This window comes from Novosphingobium sp. BL-52-GroH (assembly GCF_044813085.1).
GTDB lineage: Bacteria > Pseudomonadota > Alphaproteobacteria > Sphingomonadales > Sphingomonadaceae > Novosphingobium.
On the sequence record NZ_CP171151.1, the window covers coordinates 510,098 to 532,045 of the forward strand.

General features: G+C 62.9%; 20 protein-coding genes and 1 riboswitch. Of the genes, 4 read left to right on the forward strand and 16 right to left on the reverse strand.

The genetic code is table 11. From position 1 onward, the window contains the following. Positions 1 to 513: 513 nt before the first annotated feature. The 11 genes from ACFFDA_RS12540 to ACFFDA_RS12590 all read right to left on the reverse strand — a co-directional run bounded on the left by ACFFDA_RS12540 (position 514) and on the right by ACFFDA_RS12590 (position 15,391). The gene (locus tag ACFFDA_RS12540) at positions 514 to 1,107 is read right to left on the reverse strand and encodes a DUF1989 domain-containing protein (protein ID WP_404478959.1); all 594 of its coding nucleotides are present in this window, start codon (positions 1,105 to 1,107) and stop codon (positions 514 to 516) included. After that, on the reverse strand, positions 1,104 to 1,769 hold the full coding sequence (gene gntA / locus ACFFDA_RS12545; protein WP_404478960.1) for a guanitoxin biosynthesis heme-dependent pre-guanitoxin N-hydroxylase GntA: 666 nt from the start codon (positions 1,767 to 1,769) through the stop codon (positions 1,104 to 1,106). The genes ACFFDA_RS12540 and gntA overlap by 4 nt, the downstream gene beginning before the upstream one ends. A 661-nt stretch (positions 1,770 to 2,430) precedes the next feature. Continuing rightward, a complete protein-coding gene (locus ACFFDA_RS12550) occupies positions 2,431 to 3,312 on the reverse strand; it encodes a YihY/virulence factor BrkB family protein (protein ID WP_404478961.1) in 882 nt (293 codons plus the stop codon). 280 nt (positions 3,313 to 3,592) lie between these two features. Next, complete coding sequence (locus ACFFDA_RS12555; RefSeq protein WP_404479257.1) at positions 3,593 to 4,996, reverse strand: dihydrolipoyl dehydrogenase; 1,404 nt, start codon at positions 4,994 to 4,996, stop codon at positions 3,593 to 3,595. Between the two features lie 99 nt (positions 4,997 to 5,095). Next, entirely contained in the window at positions 5,096 to 5,854 is a 759-nt protein-coding gene (locus ACFFDA_RS12560; RefSeq protein WP_404478962.1) for a hypothetical protein, read from the reverse strand. Between the two features lie 603 nt (positions 5,855 to 6,457). After that, positions 6,458 to 8,329: a TonB-dependent receptor domain-containing protein gene (locus ACFFDA_RS12565; protein WP_404478963.1), complete on the reverse strand. Its 1,872-nt coding sequence runs from the start codon at positions 8,327 to 8,329 to the stop codon at positions 6,458 to 6,460. A gap of 50 nt (positions 8,330 to 8,379) precedes the next feature. After that, on the reverse strand, positions 8,380 to 9,846 hold the full coding sequence (locus ACFFDA_RS12570) for an ABC transporter permease subunit (protein ID WP_404478964.1): 1,467 nt from the start codon (positions 9,844 to 9,846) through the stop codon (positions 8,380 to 8,382). A 10-nt stretch (positions 9,847 to 9,856) separates the two neighbouring features. After that, positions 9,857 to 11,254, reverse strand: a complete 1,398-nt coding sequence (locus ACFFDA_RS12575) for an ABC transporter permease subunit (RefSeq protein ID WP_404478965.1) — start codon at positions 11,252 to 11,254, stop codon at positions 9,857 to 9,859. A 4-nt stretch (positions 11,255 to 11,258) separates the two neighbouring features. Continuing rightward, complete coding sequence (locus tag ACFFDA_RS12580) at positions 11,259 to 11,963, reverse strand: ABC transporter ATP-binding protein (RefSeq protein WP_404478966.1); 705 nt, start codon at positions 11,961 to 11,963, stop codon at positions 11,259 to 11,261. Between the two features lie 3 nt (positions 11,964 to 11,966). After that, positions 11,967 to 14,159 carry a TonB-dependent receptor gene (locus tag ACFFDA_RS12585; protein WP_404478967.1) on the reverse strand — a complete coding sequence of 731 codons (2,193 nt, stop codon included), beginning with the start codon at positions 14,157 to 14,159 and terminating at the stop codon, positions 11,967 to 11,969. Between the two features lie 56 nt (positions 14,160 to 14,215). Then, complete coding sequence (locus tag ACFFDA_RS12590) at positions 14,216 to 15,391, reverse strand: PepSY-associated TM helix domain-containing protein (RefSeq protein WP_404478968.1); 1,176 nt, start codon at positions 15,389 to 15,391, stop codon at positions 14,216 to 14,218. 214 nt (positions 15,392 to 15,605) lie between these two features. Next, positions 15,606 to 15,849: riboswitch (cobalamin riboswitch) on the reverse strand. A gap of 171 nt (positions 15,850 to 16,020) precedes the next feature. On the opposite strand from ACFFDA_RS12590, the gene ACFFDA_RS12595 reads away from it, so the two are divergent. The 4 genes from ACFFDA_RS12595 to ACFFDA_RS12610 all read left to right on the forward strand — a co-directional run bounded on the left by ACFFDA_RS12595 (position 16,021) and on the right by ACFFDA_RS12610 (position 18,196). After that, a complete protein-coding gene (locus ACFFDA_RS12595) occupies positions 16,021 to 16,413 on the forward strand; it encodes a hypothetical protein (RefSeq protein WP_404478969.1) in 393 nt (130 codons plus the stop codon). A gap of 331 nt (positions 16,414 to 16,744) precedes the next feature. Continuing rightward, on the forward strand, positions 16,745 to 17,227 hold the full coding sequence (locus tag ACFFDA_RS12600; RefSeq protein WP_404479231.1) for a TonB-dependent receptor plug domain-containing protein: 483 nt from the start codon (positions 16,745 to 16,747) through the stop codon (positions 17,225 to 17,227). 264 nt (positions 17,228 to 17,491) lie between these two features. Beyond that, positions 17,492 to 17,653: a hypothetical protein gene (locus tag ACFFDA_RS12605; protein ID WP_404478970.1), complete on the forward strand. Its 162-nt coding sequence runs from the start codon at positions 17,492 to 17,494 to the stop codon at positions 17,651 to 17,653. A 204-nt stretch (positions 17,654 to 17,857) separates the two neighbouring features. After that, entirely contained in the window at positions 17,858 to 18,196 is a 339-nt protein-coding gene (locus ACFFDA_RS12610; RefSeq protein ID WP_404478971.1) for a hypothetical protein, read from the forward strand. An 83-nt stretch (positions 18,197 to 18,279) separates the two neighbouring features. Here the strand turns inward: ACFFDA_RS12610 and ACFFDA_RS12615 are convergent, their stop codons facing one another. Genes ACFFDA_RS12615 through ACFFDA_RS12635 form a run of 5 tightly spaced genes read right to left on the reverse strand, consistent with a single transcriptional unit; the run spans position 18,280 to position 21,923 of the window. Beyond that, positions 18,280 to 19,002: a DUF6796 family protein gene (locus ACFFDA_RS12615; RefSeq protein ID WP_404478972.1), complete on the reverse strand. Its 723-nt coding sequence runs from the start codon at positions 19,000 to 19,002 to the stop codon at positions 18,280 to 18,282. A 20-nt stretch (positions 19,003 to 19,022) separates the two neighbouring features. Then, complete coding sequence (locus ACFFDA_RS12620; protein ID WP_404478973.1) at positions 19,023 to 19,766, reverse strand: energy transducer TonB; 744 nt, start codon at positions 19,764 to 19,766, stop codon at positions 19,023 to 19,025. Next, the gene (locus tag ACFFDA_RS12625) at positions 19,763 to 20,065 is read right to left on the reverse strand and encodes a hypothetical protein (RefSeq protein ID WP_404478974.1); all 303 of its coding nucleotides are present in this window, start codon (positions 20,063 to 20,065) and stop codon (positions 19,763 to 19,765) included. The genes ACFFDA_RS12620 and ACFFDA_RS12625 overlap by 4 nt, the downstream gene beginning before the upstream one ends. Further along, positions 20,062 to 20,352: a DUF3325 domain-containing protein gene (locus ACFFDA_RS12630; RefSeq protein WP_404478975.1), complete on the reverse strand. Its 291-nt coding sequence runs from the start codon at positions 20,350 to 20,352 to the stop codon at positions 20,062 to 20,064. The genes ACFFDA_RS12625 and ACFFDA_RS12630 overlap by 4 nt, the downstream gene beginning before the upstream one ends. Further along, entirely contained in the window at positions 20,349 to 21,923 is a 1,575-nt protein-coding gene (locus ACFFDA_RS12635; RefSeq protein ID WP_404478976.1) for a PepSY-associated TM helix domain-containing protein, read from the reverse strand. Before ACFFDA_RS12635 ends, ACFFDA_RS12630 begins: the two co-directional genes overlap by 4 nt. Positions 21,924 to 21,948: the final 25 nt, after the last annotated feature.

Here is a 21,948-nt window from a genome sequence, read left to right on the forward strand (position 1 = left end):
CGCGGCTGGTGTGACCAGGGAACGGCAGGTATCGCCCTCGTCCTTCCCAACGTTTTTGCTTCCGGCCTGACATGACATCCGGGTCGAAAGTCTCCTGGACGCCCTCAGCCCATGACCCGGCAGCGCGACAGGGCGTTCCGCCGGCGGGATCATCTTTCGGCGGTTCGGGGTCTTTAAGCGAAGACGCAACGCAAGCCGGAAATGACGGGACACTGGGGTGAAGGATTTGAAACCGATTGCAGACCCGGGCCACCCAACCCTTCCGCCCGGCGGGCGTCTGTCGGACCCCGAGGTTCGTCGCCGGGCTCAATATCGAATTACACCCATCGATATAGTTGGCGCTGATGGTTCACGTAAGGTCTGAAGCTCGCGGTGCCGAAAGCTGAGATGCGGCGAACACTTCTGCGAACCGTTGTACTCCTCGCGTGTTGGAGCGCCGTCTCGTGTTGCCTTATGAAGTCTGATGCCAGAAGTCTTCTGGAATTCCAACGATAGGCGAGCCGGTCGGACGGGCTATTGCGCCTCGATCATATATTCGATCGGTTTGAAGCTCCCGCCATTCGAGGCATAAGCCGAGCAGGCTGTAAGGCCAATGACACAGTCCTGCTCTGCCCGCAACTTGATGAAGTCACCCGGCATGCTGGGCGGCGGCAGGACTTCAAGCCGCCCGGTATCGCCATCTACGGGAACATTCATGAACAGATTGAATGCCGTAGGAATGGCGTCGGGCTGTACGCCGAATGGCGACAGTGCTTCGGCAAGATTTCCAAAGCAGCCACGGTGGACAGGATGCTCGGGGTAGAAATGGCGGAAAGTGGCTTCGCTGCACGGAGTGAGAAGGAAATCGTGGCAACCCACAGTATCCTCGACGATATCCAATAGCACTCGCGATCTGTTGGACCAGAGCCTGTTTCCGGTGGTCAGCTTGATCGTCTCCTCATAGTCGAACGTACGACCGTTGGAGATCACCTCGCGAATATCATCGGCACAGAAAGCCAATAGATCGGATACCTGGCATCCCATAGGGTCGAAGACGGTGAGGATATCGCCTGCCTTTACCACGAACGCAGCGCCGCTGCGGGGAGGTATGGTGACCCGCGCACTCATTCGCGAGGATCCCGAAAGGGGCATCCCCAGTCCGGACCTACCAGACGCCCGCTGTATTGCCGCGCTTCGCTCGTTTCCCCATGGCGGGCGAGCATGGGATTGACCGAACCGGCGATCGCCGTGTCCCGCTCAAGGATACGTGTCCGCATTCGTTCGTACTTTCCTTCCTCGCGCAGTCGTTCGAACTGCTCATGAAGGTTGAAGACCAGCGTGGGTCGTGCAAATCGCCGCGCCGGCCTCGACGCGTTCGGATGGAGTCCAACCACGAAAAAGGCGCTGCCTCCGAAGCTCAACGAAAAATGCGGGTCGTCCGGGTCGGGGCTGACGGACGCATCATAAGGTTGTCCGAGCCAGGCATCCTTGTCGGCAAACGACTGAATCCGCTCCCACATCGCTGTTTCGAACTCGCGTTCACTCAGTTCGAGCGGGCCTTCGAAGACTATCGCCAGACTGCGCAGGCCGCTTGGGTCCTGTTGATACCCCTTGCTCCATGCGAGCAATTCGCGGTGGATCACCACATCATTCCAGGCGCTGGTCAGATTGCGCGCTGCCACGATCTTCAGTGATCCTTTCGCCAGCGCTGATTTCGCGCCCACACAAGGAAAGTCGGGCTCCTGAATTCTCGCCCGGAATTCGTCACCGAGGAGATCATCGGCAATCATTGGCTCTCTCCGGTTTCATGCGATCTACCAACACTTGGGACAAACCCTAACGCAGCAAGGGCGTCGGCCAGCGCCTTGGCATCGGTCTGGAATCGCGAACGCCAGCCCGAGTGTTGAAGATTGCCCAGGGCGGAACGTTGAAGCATTCCAGCGGTGCGCGCGGCTTGCGCCAGCAAGTCCGACGGCATGAATTCGGAATCGACCGCCGTTAAAGGCTGTCTGCGCAGCATTGGAGCCGCAATACTCGCCGGCGGGGAGCTCCCGTTTTCGCCCGTTGCCGCGTTGCCGGCTTCCGGACAGACCTTCCTTGCAAAAGACACCATCATCTCCTTTGCGGATTTTATAAAACCCGCGTGGGAACCGAAATGATTAGCGGTTTAAGAGGTTCCTGGGCGGTCTGGGGAATCGTCTTAACCCAGGTCAATTTGCAGGCGCACTGCAGATGTGGTTGGTTACACCAACTTCGGAGTGTCGTGTTTGCCGCCTCTAGCCTGGTGGCACCGGAGTTCTCCGCTCTGCGCCATTTTGTCGCGAAACTGTTCGATCCCGCCTGGGGTACCGCGCCGCATCATTGACGGCTTGAAGGCATCTTCCGTTGATGAATAGGAATATCGCCGGAGCAGCCACTGAAGGCGTTTAGCTGAACCCGCGCCCTCAGACTTCATCCCGTGTGTGCAACGGTGTCGGCTGCATAGGCGCCTCGCTGCCCGAGCGCGACCTCCGCTCCGGTTGTCGTGTCTTTCGAAGTCTGTCGTTCGAGCTCGCAGTTCAGTTCGGCGCCAAGCAGGAGCACGTAGGCTGACAGATACAGCCAGGTGAGAAGCACCATGGCGGCGCCGAGCGAACCGTAGGTTGCGTCGTAGTTGCCGAAGTTCGCGACATAGAGGCCGAAGCCAAACGTCATGATCATCCATGAGACCGAGGCGAAAAGCGAGCCGGGCGTCAGCCAGCGCCATTTCGCGTGCGCGCGGTCCGGCCCATATCGATAGATCGTCGCTGCCAGCGCTGCGCCGACCAATCCGACCAGAATGTATGACCCAGCAGTAATCAATGCAGTCAGTATACCGGGGGTGGAGTCAGATGTGCCGGTCACCGCCGATAGCGCGGCTATGGCGGCCATCGCGACGATCGCCACGGCCACGCTGCCGGCCGCAATCGTGAAGGCCAGCAGATTGAGACGCAGAAATCCGCGCCTCTCTTCCTCATCGTAGGCGATATTAAGCGCAACGATGAGAGCCGACGCGCCTTTCATGACCCCGTAGAGCGCGATCGCCAGTGCCACAAACAATCCTATGCCCTTCTTTCCATCGGACGTGTGGACGACATTGGATAACTGCTCTCCGATGAGGCGTGCCGCGTCATCGGGCATCATTGCCGTCAGCGATGCCACGTTGGATGCAACCGTCTCGGGAGTGGCAACGAGGCCATATGTCATTACGATCGCGCCCAGCGTGGGGACGAGCGCGAGAACCGCGCAGAAGGCGACACCCGAGGCGATAAGCCCGAGATTGTCCTCATTCGCCTCCCGCCAGGCGCGGGCCAAGATCTGCTTCCAACCTGCTGCAGGGATAGCAGTCGGTCCTGTCGCCTGCAGTCCGCGTCCCTCTGAAGTCTTCGAATTCGCCAAAACAGCCCTCCTGTTGCGTGAAACAACAGGTAAGGCTCAAGGCGGGTTTCCGCTGGCTTTACAAATATGCCGCCGAGACAGACAGAAACGAACGAGAGCATGGGCGCGTAGCGGTCGGACGTTTCGATCGCCCCTGCCCGAAGCGGTCTGGAAGGACGCCATGACAATGACGTCTGTCGTTTCGTGGACTTTGCCGTCAGGCGCCGGCGGGGGCACCTGCGTCCTGGTCGGGCGGGAGGGCGATCGGGGTCGCGGCACAGATCGTGCGCAGCGCCTGCTTGAGCCCTTCCTCGACGGTCGGGTGGTAGAAGGGCATGTTCAGCAGCTGCGTGGCGGTTAGGCCGCCCTGTACTGCCCAGGCGAGCATGTGCGCCAGGTGCTCGCCCGCAGGCGCGATCAGATCGGCGCCGATCAGCCTGCCGTCGGGAGCAGCGGCATAGAGCGTCAGCGCGCCGCGATTGAGACCGTCAACGCGCGCACGGCCCTGATCGGAGAAATCAGCAGTGCCGGTGATGGCTCCGTCTTCCTCCGCCTCGCCGATTGTAGCCAGCACCGGCTCGGTGAAGGTGATGGCGAAGGGCGTGTTACGTTCCACCGGGATCGGTGCCGGGAAGGCAGCGGCGTTGCGCCCGGCAATGGCGCCTTCGTGCGAGGCCTCGTGCAGCAGCGGCAGGTCCGCCGCCGCATCGCCGGCCAGGTACACGACGCTCTGCCCGCAGCGCATCGTCGCGCGATCGTGCCTCGGAACACCGTGATCGTCCAGTTCGAGCCCCGCCTTGTCGAGGTCCAGGCCATCGAGCTGCGGCTTTCGCCCCACCGCGACCAGCACCTTGTCGAACGTTGCCTCCCCCTCGCTTGCGCCCGTCCAGCTAAGGCGCGCGCCCTCTTGGGCCGCGTGCGGCGTCACCTCGACTCCGAGGTGCAGGGCAAGGTTCTCCCCGATCGCGGCGCGCAGGTTGCCGTGGACTTTCTCGCAGCGCACTTTGGCCATACGTTCGCCCTTGTCGAACAGCGTGACCTCTACGCCAAGGTGGGCGAATGCCTGCGCCAGTTCCAGTCCGATGGCGCCCGAACCAATTACGGCGAGGCGCCTTGGCAGTTCCTCGAGTTCGAACACCGTTTCGCTGGTGAGTGCGATCTCGCCCAGCGCCGCGAAAGGCCTGGGCAGGATCGGCGCCGAGCCGGTGGCGATGACGATGGCGCGCGCCTCCACCGCACGCCCGTCGTCGAGCAAAAGACGACCGGGGCCGTCGAACCGGGCGCGGGCGCGAATGGTCACGCCTTCGGGCAGCTTGTCGATGGTTTCGCGGGTCAGGCGGGCGAACCTGTCACGCTCCTCTCGGACGCGGCGCAGGACGGCAGGTCCATTCACCCGCATGCCGTCCACCTCGAGGCCGAATAGTCCCGCCCGCCTGATGCGCGCGGCTTCGCGGCTTGCAGCGATCAGCAGCTTGGAGGGCATACAACCAACCTGTGCGCATGTCGTCCCGTTAAAATCGGGGTCGATCATTAGGGTTGACGCCCCGTTCTTGCGCGCGGCCCTTTCTGCAGCCAGCCCGGCGGTGCCCCCGCCGATCACCGCGACGTCGGTTCGCAGCATTGTATTGCCGGCATGCCTGCCAATGATGGGCCTTTCGGCAATGGGACTGTCGGTCATCGTTAGGTGTAATCCAATGGAGTAAGAGAATAAGAGGAAGCCTCAGCCGTGGCGCGCACGGTGATGAACAAGTGTCCTGTCGACGGCGGAAAGCGCGCGTGTCATTTCCTCACGCCATGCGCCAGGAGGCAGCTGGCGCACGGCGGAATGAGCGGCGCAGACGATGGGCGTCGCCGCCCATTCATGCGCCAGATGGCGGGCCCATGCGGCGAAATCGTCGGCGGCGCCCGGGCGTTCCTGCAGCGCCTTACCAAGCATTGGATGGAACCGCAGACGCGACTGGGGCAGGACATGGCCCAGCAGGCCGGGCGCTGCCAGCACCATTAGCGTATCGTCGACATGGACGATGCCGCTCTCGCGGTGCCGCACGAGTACCGAGGCAGCGTGAACGCTGTCATCGCCGGTCACCAGATCGAGCCCGGCGGGGACCGAGAAGTCCAGATCACCGAATTGGCGCTGTGTCTCTGCGTCCTCCATCAACTCCTCCTCCCATGGCAGCTTGGGCGCCTGTTCGCGGTGCCGCCGGGTCCCGAAAAGCCTTGCATGCGGTGCCAGTTCATGGACTGCTGCGCAGTGCAGCGTGTGGAAGGGGTGGACATTGATGATCGTGTCGATCGCGGCACCGTTTCCGGTCAGCTTCAAGAGGGCATCGCGGTCGGGTTCCGATACGCCGTAACTGTCGATCAGGATGAAGCCTCCGTCGCGCCGGCGGACAAGCGACATCTGGGTGCCAAGATCGATAATCTTCGCGACCTTGAAAGAACCGCGCACGTTCCAGAAATTTTCTGCAAGCTGCTTCATGGTCTGTCAGGCCCGGCTGTTGGAAGGAATGGGATCGTCGAGAGGATGTCACTGCAAACCCCCGGGGCCGCCATCGTTCCTCCCGAAAATTCGAGGCCTAGGCCACGGCAACGAGTGGCAAGCCGAACGAAATCCCAACGTTGACGCCGCCATTGTTCTTGGTAGGCATATAACCTAGGGCGTATTACAGCATGAGCACGCGCGAAGATGACCAGCTGGCGCATGCTACCGAACCAAATCCGGCCCTCCGCGCGTGCGAGAAGTTTGGGAAGGTCAGAATTTCCTGAGTTCGACCTACAGGTTTTTCAAAGGCACAACGGGTGCGCGGAAGATAACCGAAACGACCCATTTCGGACCATCAACGCCGGATTTCAGCTTCCGAGGCGCGGAAGGTCCGCTATCCGGCAGATCGCGACCACATCACGTCATTCAGGCCTACTAATTGAAAGGCGGCTTCATCCAAAAGCTGCCATTTGTTTTAGAAGGCCTACCCACCCAGGCAGAAGTTGTGTCGCGTTACTCTTAGCGCTCAACTTCCTAACGTATAAGGAGATCGGGGCCGCGATAGCGGGCATTCCGAAGATTGTAGAGCAAAAAATAGTGTCAGAGATCGACAGCCAGAAAAGCTGTAATTCGACGCTTATCCATCAAACCGCAGCTATCACTACCAACAATATTCCATGCAAAGGCATTGGTAACATTCGCCATCTGCAACCGCATCGTCGCTGGCGAGCGCCCTAATTTAAAGCGATAGCGCATACCAATATCGACCAGCATATAGGGATCGACCCAAACGTGATTATCCCGCGATGAAGGCCGCGCGCCGGTATGCGACACTGCCACGTCGATCGAAAATCCCGGGAGAGCGGGCGGTCTGTATTCGCCATTTGCGCGCAGGGTGCTGCTGGCCTGCCCCAGCGGCCGCGAACCGATACGGCCCGAAGCAACGCCGCTGCCGCTCACCCGTGGCTGCATCAGCAAGGCTCCGGCGACAACGCTCAGCGCATCGGTGGGGCTGGCAGCCAGGCTGAACTCCGCGCCCCGATGACGAACGGTGCCCAGTTCGGTAAAGACATTGCGGGCATCCGTATTGAAATAGGGTTTGGTCACGTCGAACAGCCCCGCGACCAACCTAATGCGCTTCGTCGGAGACCAGCGGAGACCTGCGTCGATCTGGCGAGTCTGTATCGCGGGCAAGGCCTCGTTGCGATTGGCGGCATTGGTGGGCGCGAGCCCACTTTCTTCCGGCCCGCGCGTGAAGCTGCCATAGGCCGCGAGATCGCGATGAAGGTGGACGGCCAGAGCGGCATTGAACAGCCATGGCCGATCCCGCCGTTCCGGAGCGGCGACCCCGCCGGGCAGATCGACTTGCTTGGCATAGTCCGCGCGCTGGACACCGAGACCGAGTTCGCCGACGCCCTTCCAGCATCCTTCATAGGCGAGACCGATGATCGTCTGCGTCACCCGCTCATGGGTCTGCGCGCCAAAAGCAAAGGACGACGGGCGGGTCACGCGTACACCTATCCCCAGCGGACGCTCTCCAAGATCGAGCGCGGGCGCCGCTCCGCCATAGAGGCTTTCGAGCCGCCGCGCGCGGACGGAGAGGTTAAGGGCATGGAGGCCTGGGCCGTCGACCAAGCTTCGGCTCACCCTCACCTCGCCGCTGGTCGAGGCATAACGCTGGCCGGGCTCGGCGATCACCCGTTCGGTCGTCCGGCCGTCGGCGGCCGTATCGACGAACTGCTCGGCGAAATTCTGCTCGTTGACGGAAACGGAACGGAACAGCCCGGCGGCCAGCGCCCAGTCCGATCCGAAGCGCAGCTTGCCGATCACACCCGCATTGACGCCATAGCTGTCCTTGGCCGCCCAGCGCTGGCCGAAATAGGCCCGGCGCGGGGCCTCCGGCGGCACGAATGGCCCGCCTGCGATGATGGTCGGCGCCACCTGCTCGTCGCGTCCGATGGTCATCGACCAGAAAGGAATGATCTCTACCCCGTCGCGCGGCCGCCAGCGCGGGATCAGCGCGAACCGGCTGTAATGCGCGTCCGATCCGTCATAATATTCCTCATGCGCATAGGAGGCACCCGCCGCCAGCCCCAGCCGCGCGCCGTCTATGGGAATCTGGGCATCCACCTCGATCGTCGGCGCGCCATAGGCGAAGCTGCCCGCGACGACGCTGACCAGCGGCCTCTCGCCGAAGTTGCGCAGGCGATAGTCCGCGATGCCGGTCGGCGCCGGGAAGAGATAGCCCTGTGCCGCCAGTCCGACGCGGATCGTCGATCCCGACACCAGCCGCTGCGAAATAGTCGCCTGCCGGTCGACGTAAAGGCCCTCGATCCGCACATTGCCTGCGGTGGTGGGCGAGAAACCGCGTACCTGGCTGGGGCTGTAAAGGCCGATGGACTCATTGCCGATGGAGGTGCCGAACGCATCCTCCGCCGCCGTGACCGCATTGTCGCTGGCGCGCTGGGCCAAGGCTTCGCCACCACCCAGCGCGAACAGGGCGGCAAAGCATGCTATCCGCATCACTGCACCCGATAGCGTCGCAGGGCGAAGGAACCGGCGAGCGCGAACAGGGCCGTGACGAGCAGGATCAGCACCAGCCGCCAGCCGGTCTGGCCGACCATCTGCCCGCGCGCCACTTCCTGCCAGCGCCAGACAGGCAGGGTGCCGAGGTCGGCCTCGGTCATGGCCGTGCCGCTCATGACCGACGGCTCGAACCGCCGGCGCCATCCGTCGTGGAATGCGCCGACCTGCGCGCGGAACGCCCCATATCGCCCGCCGTCCGTACCCGCCAGTGAAGTCATGCCATCGTAGAGCAGGATCGCGGGCGACAGGAAGCCGATGTGATTCACCGCCTCCTGCTGCTCCGCGATGGTCCGGTCGAACTGGGTCAGTAGCCGCTCGACCCGCGCGTCCATGTCCCGCTTCGCCAGAAAGCTCGCCAAGGTGCGCGGTGGGATGTCGATGCGGCCGTTGCGAACCTTCAGGCTCTCCGGTTCCGCGATATAGCGATAGTCGCCGCTGAAAAGATCATCATAGCGCTTGAGATTGTCCGCCTTGATCGCCCGCGTGGTATTGGCGAGCGCCGTGCGCGACGGAGCTGGATGCGCCATGCCGATGGTGAGGTTCAGCAGCACCGGGACGATGAGGACCAGCACGGTCCAACTGGCGATCAGGATCAGCGCATTGGCCGCCGACGACCAGCGCAGACTGTTGACGAGAAAGGCAAGCGCGAACCAGAACAGCCCATAGGCGATGACGAGCGCGCACCAGAGCAGGAGCGGTACCGCCTGCCCGAGCGACCGCGCTTCCGGACGGAAGATCAGCGTCAGCAGCATGGGCAGTACCGTCGCGACGGACAGGATGAGCAGCGCGCGCACGGCGATCTTGCCCAGCGCCAGCGTGGCGACGCCCAGTGGCAGCGACAAGAGGATGCGCTGTGTGCCCGTCTCCCGCTCGGCCGACAACAGATTGTAGCTGAGCGCGAAGATGAGGAGCGGCAGCACCCAGATCATCACGAAGGCGAGGTCGAAATGCCCACTGAGCAGCGCCCAGGGGTTTTCGATCTCGCTGTCGTACATGAAGTCGACCTTGCTCTTCATCCCGATGCGATAATAGTTGGGCATCATGTCCGACTGGCCGATGGCGACGGGCGCAAGCGCCGTGCTGGGCAGTACTGCATGCGGCCCCGCCGCGCCGCCAAGCGTCGCGGGATTGGCGAGATTGTCGAACGGGCCGGGAGTGAAGCTGCCCGCCGCCATGCGCCGGAAGCTGTCATGGTTGCCCTTTGCCGTCTCAACGTCATGCGACAGGGCCTTGGCCACCATCTCGTCGCGCGCGCCGATCTCGACGAATCCGTTGTAGAAGCCATAGCAGATCATCGCTGCCAGCAACCCGCAGACAAGCGGCAGCGAACGGTCGGCAAGGAGCAGTTTCCATTCGTGGCGGAACACCAGCATGAATGTGCGGAGCCGGGATATTTTGGTCATGATGGCCCCCTCAGACCGTCAGGCGGCGCGTGACCGCGACCCATGCGAAGGACAGCGACGCGCAGAACGTCAAAATGAGCGCGACAAGGCTCGGCCAATGGCGCTTAAGGGCGAAGCCGAAGGTCGGCAGGGTGTAGCGGAAGGGCGGAACCTTCGCCCAGAAATTGCTGCCCGCCTTATAGCTGAAGTGCTGGTTGCCCAGCGGATCGGCATGGTCGATCAGGTCGTGGCCGACCGTCTCCTGGATCACGCGCCGCTGCCGCTCGGCCGCTGCCGAGAAATCGCGGTGCTGCGAAAAGTCCGTGCCCGCAACCGCCATGGAGAAGGCGCGCACCGCGACCACGGGCGCGACCAGCCCGGCGACTTCCTGCACCTGCTGCTGCCGCTCGAACGTGTCCCACAGCCTGCCGAAATGCTGGTCGAGCACACCATAACCGGCGTGATCGTCCACTTGCAGGCCCTTGCCCCATTTGTTGAGCGGCACGGTCGGATCCCATGCCGTCTCGACGCCGAAATTTTTCTTCCATGCCTTGGCGGAGGTGCTGTCGAGGTCATGGGACATATCGGCTTCGAATCCCATGCGCGTCGGTGTGGGATAGATTTTGCCGGACACGTCCGCGATCACGCGCGGCGCGATCAGCGTGCCCAGCATCCACAGCGCTAGCAGCCAGAACAGGGAGGCCCGCGCCGACCGACAGACAGCGGATACCGCCACGACAAGGAAGATGGTGGCGCCAAGATAGAGGCTGTATCCCAATCCCATCAGAAGAAGACGGGCCGCCACATCGAACCGCGTGATGACCTCCGCTGTGAGGAGCGACGCTCCTGCCGCCACCAGCGCGCCGGGGGCGATCAGCAGGGCCAGCGCCGTGCCGATCGCCAGCACCTTACCCCACAGCAATTGCCACAGCGGCACGCCGAGACTGAGAAGTTGGCGCAACGTGCCCTGCTCCCGCTCGCCCGCAAAGGTGCCGAAGCCGAGGATGATGACGAGCAGCGGCACGAGGATCTGGAGAATCCACGCCGCCGACAGGCCACCGAAGCGTTGCAGCCCGGTCGCGTCCTGCGCGGGCCGGAATTTCGTCTCGCTCTGCCGATGGCCGCGCAGCCAGATGGTCGATCCGACATAGGGATCGATGCCGGGGTCGATGAGGCTGAGCAGCGGCTGCGGCTTGAAGACATGCATGCCCTGATCCGCCGCCGTATGGGGATGGCGCGGTCCCTGATTAAGCCATGCTTTGTAATCCAGCGCCTGCCCAGCGGCGCGCTCCGCCTGAAGCGCACTCTGCTGCTGCCAACCCATGATGATGGCGGTGACAAGCAGAATCAGCATCAGGCCACCGGCGAAGATAAGCCGACCGTCGCGGGCGAACTCACTGATTTCCTTCCGAACAATGAGGGACAGCATGGCCTCAGTCCTTCATGTGCTGGAGGTAGAGAGCTTCGAGGTCGGCATGGCTGATGTCGGCACTCGCCAATTCCTCGACTAGATTGCCGCGTTTCATGATGCCGATGCGCGTGCCGGTCTGTTTGGCGTGGAAGAGGTCATGGGTGGTAGTCAGGATGGCGACGCCATCCTCCCGTGCCTGCGTCAGCAATTGCGAGAATTCATTGGCCGCCGAGGGATCGAGACCCGAGGTCGGCTCGTCCAGCAGCAGCGCCTTGGCGTTCTTGGCGAGCGCAATGGCGATGCCGACCTTTTGCCGCATGCCCTTGGAATAGGTGGCGACACGGCGCGTCACCGCATCGCGCGGAAGGCCCGCGTTGAGGAGCAGTTCCAGAAGGCGTTCCTTCGACAATCGCTCGCCTGTCGCGAGCGCCGCGAAATAATCTAGATTCTCGATCCCGGACAGCACACCATATAGGTTCACCTGCTCCGGGATGTACGCCATGTCCTGCTTCGTCTCGAGCGGATGCTCCGACACGTCGCGGCCGTTGACCACGACCCGGCCCTCTGTCGGGGACAGAAAGCCGAGAAAATGGTTGATGAGAGTGGTCTTGCCGGCACCATTGGCGCCGAGAAGACAATAGATCTCGCCGCCTTCGACGCGCAGCGAGACAGCGTTGAGGGCGCGGTTGGCGCCGAAGGTCTTGGTGACGCTGAAGGCTTCGAGCATGGCTTAGAACTTCGTCCTGAAGGAGATGTCGAAGGAGCGGGGAGCGGCTAGGTAGACGTTGCTGGAGCCGACCCATTCTGCATACAGCCGGTTACCGAGGTTGCGGCCGCGCACGGTCACTTCGCCAAAGGGAAAGATGTAGCCTACGGACGCATCGAATACCGTGTAGCCCTGCGCCCGCACGGTGTTGGCCGTGTCACCATAGACGGGACCGGAATAGCGCACGCCGAAGGTCGCCTTGACCGGCACTTCGTCCGGCCGGTAGCTGGCGAAGAAGTTGGCGACGGTTTCCGGTACGTTCGTCGGTGTCTTGCCCGCGCGGTTGCCACCAGCCTCGATCAACTGGTCGAACCTGGCATCCAGCACGGCGATGTTTGCGTCGAAGCGGAACTGCTTCGTCACCGCCGCCGCGATCGCAAACTCGATGCCCCTCGTGGACTGGGTGCCGCCTTGAAACTGCTTTGTCGCATCGTTCGGGAAGTCCGGATCGCGGGTGATGATGTCTTTTTGCTGGATCCAGTAGGCGGACAGGGTGGCGTTGACGCGGTCATTCAGGAAGCTGCCCTTCAGGCCTACTTCTGCCGACTTGCCCTTGGTCAGGTTGAAGCCCGTGTTCGTCAGCGAGAGAAGAAGCAGCGTTCCGACCGGCGCCGCACCCTGGGTATATTGGGCAAATAGCTGCGTCTTGGGCAGCACATCGTATACGGTGCCGACACGCCAGCTATAGGGGCGGTACATGCGGCCGAAGACGCCACTCGTGCCGAGATTATAGTCTGTGATGAGGCGGTTGAGCTTCATCTCCTCATAGCGCGCGCCGCCGACGAGCAGCCATTTCTCGGTCAGGTTGAACGCATCCTCGCCGAAAACCGCATTGGTCACGACCTTGGCCACGGAGTCGGTGACATTGCCGCTGCCGGGGAAGTTGGTCGCATTGAACGTTGGGAAAAAGCCCGGCGCGAAGGCATAGGGATCGACCGTCGCGCTGGCGCCGAAGCGGCGGTAGCTGGTGTGGTCCATCTCGCTGTGCTCATAGCCAATAAGGAAGCGGTTGCGGTGCCCGGCGATGGGACCGTCCGCAGACAGGGAAATTCGCTCGTTCAAGAAATCGAGGACATTGCGAATATAGGTGGGCGAGCGCGATACGCGGCCTGTGCCCGCGTTGAAAGAATAGCTCTCCGCATCGCTCCACAGCCGGTCGCCCTTGTTGTAGCCCAAGTCGTTACGCAGGCGCCAGACGTCGTTGATCTGCCAGTTCACCGCAGAGCGCAGCCACTGGCTGTCGGAGCGAACGAGGCCATCTTCATATTGGAAATTGGTCCGGCTGAGAGCCCTGTCCAGGACGAAGCCGTTGTTGGCGCTGCTGACGACGCTGGTCGCCTGCCGCGATGCCGCGCGCGACACCAGCGGTGTGCCCCAGTAGGTTGCGCTGTTGTTGTTGGAGAAATGCTCGGCCGCAAGGTTGATCGTCAGGTTCGATGCGGGCTGGATGGTGATACCCAGATTTGCGGTCAGCGTCTTGCTGGGCGTGCGCTCGATATAGCCGTCCGACCCGGCATAGCTGACCAGCGCGCGGACGGCGGCGATGGGACTCAGCGGTACGTTAACGTCGCCCGCGACGCGGAAGGTATTGCGGCTGCCATATTCGGCAAGGCTCTGCACCGCCATCCGGTCCAGCATGGCCTTCTTGGGTACATAATTGACAGTGCCGCCCAGCGCACCTTCTCCGAACAGGACAGAGGCAGGCCCCTTCAGCACCTCGATCTGCTCGAAGGCGAAGCTGTCATAGTTACGCGTGACCATCGTCGATGACGGCTGATGGACACCGTCATAGTTGATCGAGACCGCATTGCCACCAAAGCCGCGCATCGACATGGAGCCGGGCTGGCCGCCGGTGTCGGCCGCCGTCACACCGGGCGCGCTGTTCAACGCCTCATTACTGCTGCGCAGGCCGCGCTCCAGAAAGCGTTCCTGCGTCACGACGTCGAGCGTGGCGGGCACTTCGCGGATTTCCAGCCCTAGGCGGGAGCCAGTCTGCGTTTTCGCATCGAGCGGAACTTCACGTTCCCCCGAGACGATAATGGCTTCATCCAACGCACTGACTGGCTCATCCGCCGCCAGGGCCGCAGCGCCATATACGACCGCCGCAAGAGACGATGCCGTCGCCAGCACCCGCGCGGACCGAAAATTCCTCGTCATTTGATTCCCCCCGATAACTGATCTCAATAGTGAAGAAGATTGAATGATACAACATATCATTGATTGCGGATGGTGGCCGGCCGGGCGTCGGTATTCAAAACTTTGGCCTGTTTCCGTGTGGCTGCAGCCAGACGTGCGACCTTGCTCCGCCAGCGAAGGAGGCCCGTCACGAACAGGATGGCAGGGACCAAGCCGAGGAGAGCAACAATGACCCGTCCCGCGACGCCGAAGGCTTCGCCGCCATGCAAAGGATAGAGCCACAGCAATATGCCATCACTGATCGAGCCCCGCGGCGCGCGGTAGATCGCGAGCACGCGACCGTCATACTGATCGATCGAGACGCTGCTCTTAGGGAAGCGCCTGCTCGGCTCGCCGGGCTGCCAGAAGCGGACGATATACGCACCCTCGCTCTTGGCAGGCACCCTGATCCAGCGGACCTCGCCATCGGGCACTGCCGTACGGGCGATCGCCAGAGCGCGGTCAATGCCCATTCTGGGTCTGCCACGGGCCGAGCCGGAACTGGTGTCAGAGAGACGGGAGATGGGCGATACCGCCGCCAGCATCGGTCGCACATGCTTGGGCAGGCTCATCGCCACCGCCGTCAGAACGCTGATGAAAAGGAGGAGGAGGCTCGCAAGGCCGATCAGACGATGCGCGTCATAGAGCTTGCGCTGCCCTGTCCCGCTGGCCCGGAAGGAGAGACGGCTCCGCATGGACCGCCCCGATCGCCACCACAGGACACCGCCAAGGGCGAGCAGCACCATAATGGCAATCCCTGCAACGCCCATCACGCTCGCGCCGGTGCGCCCCATCAGCAGATGATAGTGCAGTTCATACAACCAGGTGGAGATGGTCTCCCCCCACTGCACGTCGCGCACGACACGCAGCGTTGCGGGGTCTATCGACACCATGCGCGGGCCATCCTTGCCGGGCAGTCTGCTCGTAATAATGCCGCCGCCGACAGGAAGCTCGATGTTCCAGTCTCCGGGCGCGGATGGAGCGACGTGGGTCAGGGTTCGGTAGACCGCCTCATAGCTCGCGGGCTGGACTCCGGGAGAAAGACGCAACTCGGCCAAGGCCGATCGCTCTATCTGCTGATGAAAGGTGAGATAGCTGCCGGTCAGCCCGCAGATGGTCAGCAGAAGGCCGACGCTGAGGCCAAGCCACAGGTGCAGCAAGGCCGTCGTGGACTGCCGCGCTTTCGCTGATCGCCTTGCCTTGCCCTGTTCCACCCGCACGCCTCCACCTGTCTCCCGCGCATCGAGGGGCGCGACAGCAGCCACAAGTTTCGAACGGTTAGGACCAGTCCCGGTAACGTACCGAAACAGTTACAGCGGAGGATGCCGGGCGCGAGGAGGCGACCGGCGGTTGCCCACCGCTGCGGACCCAGCCGCAACTCGTCGCTCAGACGGAGTACCGTGCCCTGACCATCCCCTGGACCAAAGCAAGAGCGACCACATCGCCGGCAGGTCTCCTGGCTCACGGGTCACAGCTTGATGTACGGCCTTCCCAGGTCTCGCAGGATTTTGCGTCCGACCCAGTGGCTGGCGACAAGGCAATTGCCCGCCGCACATGTACATCGCGCTCGCCGCTTACAGTTGCAGGGACAGCCTTGGCTTAGGGTGGAAGTCCACCCGCACCATGTTCCCTATTAAGCCTCTTTCGAGGCACCGACGCGATCATCGAAACCGGATTTGTCCCCGGCATCGTGTGTGCGCCGATATGCGAATCATTCTGGAACCGCAAGATGATTACGAAAACACCATAGGACATTCTGTCGCATGACTTTCGCCTCCCAGCCGGATAAGGGGCACCTCAATGCCATTTCCGCGCTTTGATCCGCGATCATCGCAGTCTCGCCTTGCTGATGGTGATGCTGGCGTTGTGCGCGAAGTTCGTGGTGCCGCAGGGTTACATGGTCGCATCGACCAGCACGAAATTCCTGACTGTGCAGCTCTGTTTTGACGGTATCGAACACCGCACGACCACCATCGCTATCCAGATGGACAGCAAGAGGCAGCCGGGAGGACACAACAAAGGTAGCTTGCCTGACGGAAAGTGCGCGTTCACCACCCTCGGTATGGGCGCGCTCGGCGGCGCTGATGCGCCATTGCTGGCGATGGCGCTCACCTTCCTTATCTTGCTTGGCTTCATGCCTGCCCGCGCCATGGCGCAGCACCGCTTCTCCTATAGTCGCCCGCCGCTCCGAGGCCCCCCGACGCTCGCGACAATCTGGACCCATTGTCAAAGCTAGGTTGACCGCGACCACGCGTGTCCGCCCGTTGGAGTTATTCCATGTCTATTCGTTTCCAGCACCCGCGAGGGTGGTCGCTCGTCGTGCTCGCTGTCGCCACAACCTCAAGTCAGTCCGTGTATGCCCAAACGTCCAGTAATAAGGTCGGTGCAAGCTGGACCAGCGCCGACATCGTCGTCACAGGGGAGCGTCAGACGTACAGAGCGCCCACTTCCAGCGCGGCAACGCGCACCGATACGCCCCTGATCGAAGTGCCGCAGTCGGTGCAGGTCACCACCCACTCACTCTTGCAGGAGCAGGATCGCCGAAGCTTGGCGATGCGTTGGTCAACGTGTCGGGAGTGACGCCGACGCGATCGGGAGAAAACCTGTTTATCCCTCCGATCCTACGGGGATTTCCTGGCGAGGTCTATCTCGACGGCCTGCCGATCTTCGCGGGCAACCAGAAGGCCTATGATCTGAGCAGCCTGATCGGCGTGGAGCGAATCGAAGTGCTCAAGGGACCAAGCGCCACGCTTTACGGCGGCGGTCTCGGCACCCCGCTCGGCGGCATCATCAATGTCGTGACCGAGCGACCATCCGATAAGACGGGCGGGTACACGGCGATGCGAGCCGGCAGCTTCTCGACCTGGAATCCCTATGGCGACATCAACGTCGCGTTGACGTCCGGCATCTCTGCACGGGTGGCAGGTGAGTATCAGAGCAACAAAAGCTGGATCGACAAGGTCGGCGGCGAGCGCTGGTCCATTCAGCCAAGGCTCTCATTCCAGATTGATGCCGATACCGACTTGCTTCTGCAGGGGCAGTTCCGCTAATTGTAATGCAACAGACTCGCAATAGCAATAAAAGGTCCGCTGCAGCGAATCCTCTTGCAAGTGCGACTTAGTCGCATTAAAAGGCGGTGTAGCTTGTCTCTCTCGTCAAGCCACAAGCCCGGAAGGAACGCTTGTCATGGGCCATTCCTTCTCATCCTGTGATCCTGGCCGGGGCGGCTCCTTGCCTTGCCTGCCCCGGCCGATTTTTCCGTGCCTCGACTACGTGGACGCGAGCGATCCTTGTCGTCAGCAAAGGGGATAGCGATGTTCGATCACATCGATGCCGCATACTACCGCTACCGCGCGGCAGAAGAGCGGGATCGCGCTGAGAGTGTTTCCGGGAAAAAGGCGGAACGCTGCCGACGTCGCGCCAGGCGCTACGAACTGCGATCGCTGGAATTCGAAACTCTGAATCCCGCAGTATAAGGCCAAACGCCAGTCGATCGCGCTTACCCTCCCCGCATCGCGACTGCATCACGCGGCCGCGCCTGTCAGGATGCTTTTGCTCCCATGCCTAACCTGGACTGTGTTAGACGATGTCTGATCTCGTCTCGGTCCAAACGACAGGACGGATGAATGGCATACTTGAATCGAGCCTTACACCGGCGTCCACGCAAGGAGCAGGATGCAGTGGCAATGCTGCGTGGCGAGCGTGACGTCCTTCGCACATCAGACCATAGACATGGCTTCGACGAACTGCGCCAATTGGCGCAAGAGCGGGGGCTCATCGTTCAGGCGAGGCGAACGGCCTATCTCGGAGATGATGAGTTGCTCCTGCTGTCGTGGCTCGCCGCCGCGCAGCGACCAACGACGGAGCGATTGTTGCCCGGTGATGTGCAAATCACATCGAGCGTCCTTAGGTGCGCCGCAATACTGACCGAAGCCGGAATTCGCCTGCACCCGCTGACCCTCTACCGACACCACTTGGGTCGCGTCATGCGACGCCTGGATGAAAACCGCCCGAACTGAACGGGTTCAGACGAAAGCGGGCGTAACCGGGACACCGATCAGTCGTTTGGCTCGGCGGGGCCCCGCGACGAGAATGTGAAATGCTAGCTCCGGATGCTGAGAATCTTTTCAGCCATCGAGCCTGCGGTCGATGCGGTGTAGATCAGCAGGAATGCTACGTTCAGCACGGCGGCATGGAACCATGGCCCGAGAGGCGATGGCAGGATCGAGCCGGCAGCCGCAATGAAGAGCGGCACGAACGGGTTGATCACCAGGGCGCTCCACCGGGGGTACGCGCTCCTGCCGGTCAGGATGGCGGCGCACAGAAGGAGAAGGCCGCAGCCCAGCGTGACCACCGGAAGCAGCCAGGCGATCAACAGCATGCGATTGAACTCGTCGCCGAGGGCCAGCAGGGCCTCGTGAGCTTCCGGCGGCACCGCCAGCATCGTCTGGTACACACGGCCGATGTAGTAGAACCCGGCGTGCCCCAGCGGCGACCACGCATTGCCGCACATGAGTAGTACCAGTATCGCGAACGAAAGCGCTCGCCCGGCGGGTCGCGCGCCGCGATAGAGGTGCCAGCTTCCCGCGAGATAGAGCGGGATCGCCAGATTGTTGAGCAGGGCGCCCAGCGCCAGCCGCTGCTCCGGCAGCCCCAGCATGAGCGGCAAGGCGCCGAACGAGATCCGGGATGCGTATGTGTTCGACAGCAAGGGGTAGTCCGCAGGATTTGCCGTACCCCCCACGATCAGCACGTCGCCGATCGACCAGAGGACGGCGCCGACCATCCCGGCGATCCCCGCGGCCTTCAGTGCATTGTCGGTCATCGTGTTCCTTCGGCTCAAGACTATCGCATGAAGAATTCGACGGGCACGACCAGTTCGATCGTCGCACCCTTCACTTCCGCAGGCGGTGCGGACAGAGGCTGTGCTCGTCTGGGCAGGGCAAGCGCCTCCTGGTCGAGCGAACGCACGCCGGAAGGGCGTTCCAGCCGCACCGAGAGGATCGTGCCCTCGCGATCCATGACGAACCGGATGTACGGCACGCCCTGCTGTCGTGCGAAACGCGCCTCTCGGGGATAGCGCTTGACCGTGTTGAGCGCGCTCAACACGGCGCCTTCCCATGTCGGCTTCGCGTTCGAGGGTTCCGGTGCGGCGGCTGTCGGCTGGCTTTCCGGCTGCGGCTTAGGTCTGGCCTGCACGTCCGGCGGTGGCGGGGAGGGAGGCGTTATGACCGCGACCGGTCTGGTCTGAGGCAGCGTGAGGAGGGGAGGCGCGATCGCCGGTTGATCGACGACGACGGGCTCGTCCAGCGGCTCCTGCTCGGGCTCCGGCTCGGCGGGTGCTTCGGGTCGGGGGGCAGGAGGTGCCGCAGGCAGCGCCACGTCATAGACGCTGAGCGTCGGAGGCTTCGGCGGGCCATTGTACGTTTCCCATGACAGCAGCAGCGCGCCGAGAACGAGCATGGGAACCACGCAGGTGCCCGCCACTCCGAACAGGCGCGATCCTGTCCCGACACCATAGCGTGAGGGAAGCTCGACCTCTGCGGCGATGTGCGGGTGCGGTGGGCGCGCGACGGGCAGGTGCTTCACGATGGGCTGCTCCGCAGAAGGACATAGGCGATGGAGAGAGGCGTTGCGGCTGCCGCCAGCCATCCCAGCAGCTGGGTCGGGCTGCGGCTGTGAAACGCGGCAAGGGACATCAGCGCAAGAATGGCCGGCCCGGCCAGCAACGCGATGGTGACGGCATCGGCGCGAGAGACGCCGACGCGCGCCAGGCCCAGCGACAGGACGGTGGTCGCCAGCGCGCCTGTCGCAAATGCTCCCAGTGTCCCGGCGATCACGCGGACCGTCACGGACGACGTGGCCGCTACGGAAGACCGCCGCGTCATCGCCGCACCTTTGGCATGATGCGCTCGCGATTGACGTTGACGGTCAGCACCAGACCTGCCGCGATCGTCAGCCATCCGACCCAGACAACGGTTCCATGGCCCCAAGAGAACGCCAGCCCCGCCGAAAGATACGCCAGGGCCAGCGACAGGAAGCCGCACGCGCGCAGCAGGCGGGTGGCGGTCTTCGGCAGCTTGCGTCGCAACCATACCTGCTGATGCTTCTGGAGTCCCAGAAGCAGGGCGATGAAGCCCGTCAGCGCAAGCATCAGGATAAGGATATGGATCATGCCGCAGCCTGTGTGGTTACGCGGCCTTGTCGGCTTGGCGGCATTCTGGGCCGGTAACGGGCCATGCGCCGTGCCGCGAAAGCCAGCAGGATCGCCGTGCCCAGCATCGTCGCATCGAACGCGGCAAAGACCCGGTCACCGGAGATGAGGGCGGGGACCAGCCCGTGCCCGGTCGTCCATGCGTTGATAAGCGGCACTGCGGCATACAACACGGCGCCGGTGCCCAGCACTTCGACCCAGGCCCGTTTGGCAGGACGTCCGAACGCCCAGCCACAGATCGCGCCCCAACCGATGAACAGGGCGTCCACTTCCCATGCGGCCCGGTCCGTCAGGGTAAGCGGCAGCAAGCGATTGGCCAGGAAGAAAATCGCGATCGCGGCCGGCGCTCCGGCTATGACCGCGATGTTCAGGCGTTCCACCAGTCGGAAGCCGAAGTGCGGGCGTGCCGGATCGGGCAGTTTCGCTCGCCGTTTGACCGTCCACAGGATCAGGCCCGATCCGATCATGACAGTGCCGCTGAGGCCGGCGGCGAAGTAGAGCCAGCGCAGGACGGGGGCCGCGAACCAGCCGGCATGGAGTTGCACCATGACATCGCGGGTCGCCTCCGCCCCGCTGGCAGGCCGGGTTCCCGTCAGGACCGCTCCCGACACGGCATCGATGTAAACGGCAGGAGGATTGCCGCCGAGCCGGTCCGGTCGCGGATAGGCGGTTGCGATGGCGGCGGCCTCGCCCGGGTGCTGGATCGAGAGACTGGCAGGCATCTCTCCGATCCAGCTGCGAGCGGTGTCGATCAGTCCGACTAGCGATAGCGCGGGAGCAGGGCGGCCAGCCTTTTCGACATCGGCGAGCGATGGGTAGGACTCCTCGTAATAGCCATCCTCACTCGCGAAATTGGCGCTGATCGGCCAGGGCAGCAGCATGTTGGCGAAGATGACGAGCCCGGTGTAGGTAATCATCAGGTGGAACGGCAGGGCCAGCACGCTGGTGACGTTGTGCGCGTCGAGCCAGCTTCTCTGGCCCTTGCCGAAGCGCAGCAGGAAGAAATCGGTGAAGATCTTCTTGTGCGTGATTACGCCGGAAAGAATAGCCACCACCATCGCCAGCGAAGCGATGACGATCAGATAGCGTCCGGCCCACCACGGCAGGTAGCGCAGATTGTAATGGAAGTGGAACAGGAAGTCCCCGCCTTCGGTCTCGCGGATCGAGGCGCGTTTCCCGGTCGCCGGATCGAGCGTGATGCTGGTCCATTCGCCCTCATCGGTGGACGGCGGCCAGTCCAGCGTCAGAGCCTCACCTCCGCGCGGATTGGGCAGGGTCACGGACCAGTTCGGGGCATCCCTTCCCGCCGTGGCCAGAATGGTGTCGGCGGCCCGCAGCGCCTGTCGTGTCACCGGCGCGGGCGTCAGTTCCGGGCGCATCCAGGCGCTGATCTCGTGGCGGAAGAAGGACGCCGTACCCGATAGGAAGACAAGGAACAGGATCCAGCCGGGGATCAGCCCCGCCCATGTATGAAGGGAGGACATCGACTGACGCCATCCCTGCCGCTCCACTTTGCCCTGCGCGGCGGCCATCGCCAGCTCCCGTCAGGAGGGCAGC

Excerpts from the sequence above, each read along its gene's own strand:
- ACFFDA_RS12540 (WP_404478959.1), bottom strand. The coding sequence starts at position 1,107 with ATGAGTGCGCGGGTCACCATACCTCCCCGCAGCGGCGCTGCGTTCGTG.
- ACFFDA_RS12580 (WP_404478966.1), bottom strand. The coding sequence starts at position 11,963 with ATGCTCGAAGCCTTCAGCGTCACCAAGACCTTCGGCGCCAACCGCGCC.
- ACFFDA_RS12560 (WP_404478962.1), bottom strand. The coding sequence starts at position 5,854 with ATGAAGCAGCTTGCAGAAAATTTCTGGAACGTGCGCGGTTCTTTCAAG.
- ACFFDA_RS12575 (WP_404478965.1), bottom strand. The coding sequence starts at position 11,254 with ATGCTGTCCCTCATTGTTCGGAAGGAAATCAGTGAGTTCGCCCGCGAC.
- ACFFDA_RS12625 (WP_404478974.1), bottom strand. The coding sequence starts at position 20,065 with ATGACGCGGCGGTCTTCCGTAGCGGCCACGTCGTCCGTGACGGTCCGC.
- ACFFDA_RS12555 (WP_404479257.1), bottom strand. The coding sequence starts at position 4,996 with ATGCTGCGAACCGACGTCGCGGTGATCGGCGGGGGCACCGCCGGGCTG.
- ACFFDA_RS12605 (WP_404478970.1), top strand. The coding sequence starts at position 17,492 with ATGTTCGATCACATCGATGCCGCATACTACCGCTACCGCGCGGCAGAA.
- ACFFDA_RS12570 (WP_404478964.1), bottom strand. The coding sequence starts at position 9,846 with ATGACCAAAATATCCCGGCTCCGCACATTCATGCTGGTGTTCCGCCAC.
- ACFFDA_RS12635 (WP_404478976.1), bottom strand. The coding sequence starts at position 21,923 with ATGGCCGCCGCGCAGGGCAAAGTGGAGCGGCAGGGATGGCGTCAGTCG.
- ACFFDA_RS12630 (WP_404478975.1), bottom strand. The coding sequence starts at position 20,352 with ATGATCCATATCCTTATCCTGATGCTTGCGCTGACGGGCTTCATCGCC.
- gntA (WP_404478960.1), bottom strand. The coding sequence starts at position 1,769 with ATGATTGCCGATGATCTCCTCGGTGACGAATTCCGGGCGAGAATTCAG.
- ACFFDA_RS12615 (WP_404478972.1), bottom strand. The coding sequence starts at position 19,002 with ATGACCGACAATGCACTGAAGGCCGCGGGGATCGCCGGGATGGTCGGC.
- ACFFDA_RS12585 (WP_404478967.1), bottom strand. The coding sequence starts at position 14,159 with ATGACGAGGAATTTTCGGTCCGCGCGGGTGCTGGCGACGGCATCGTCT.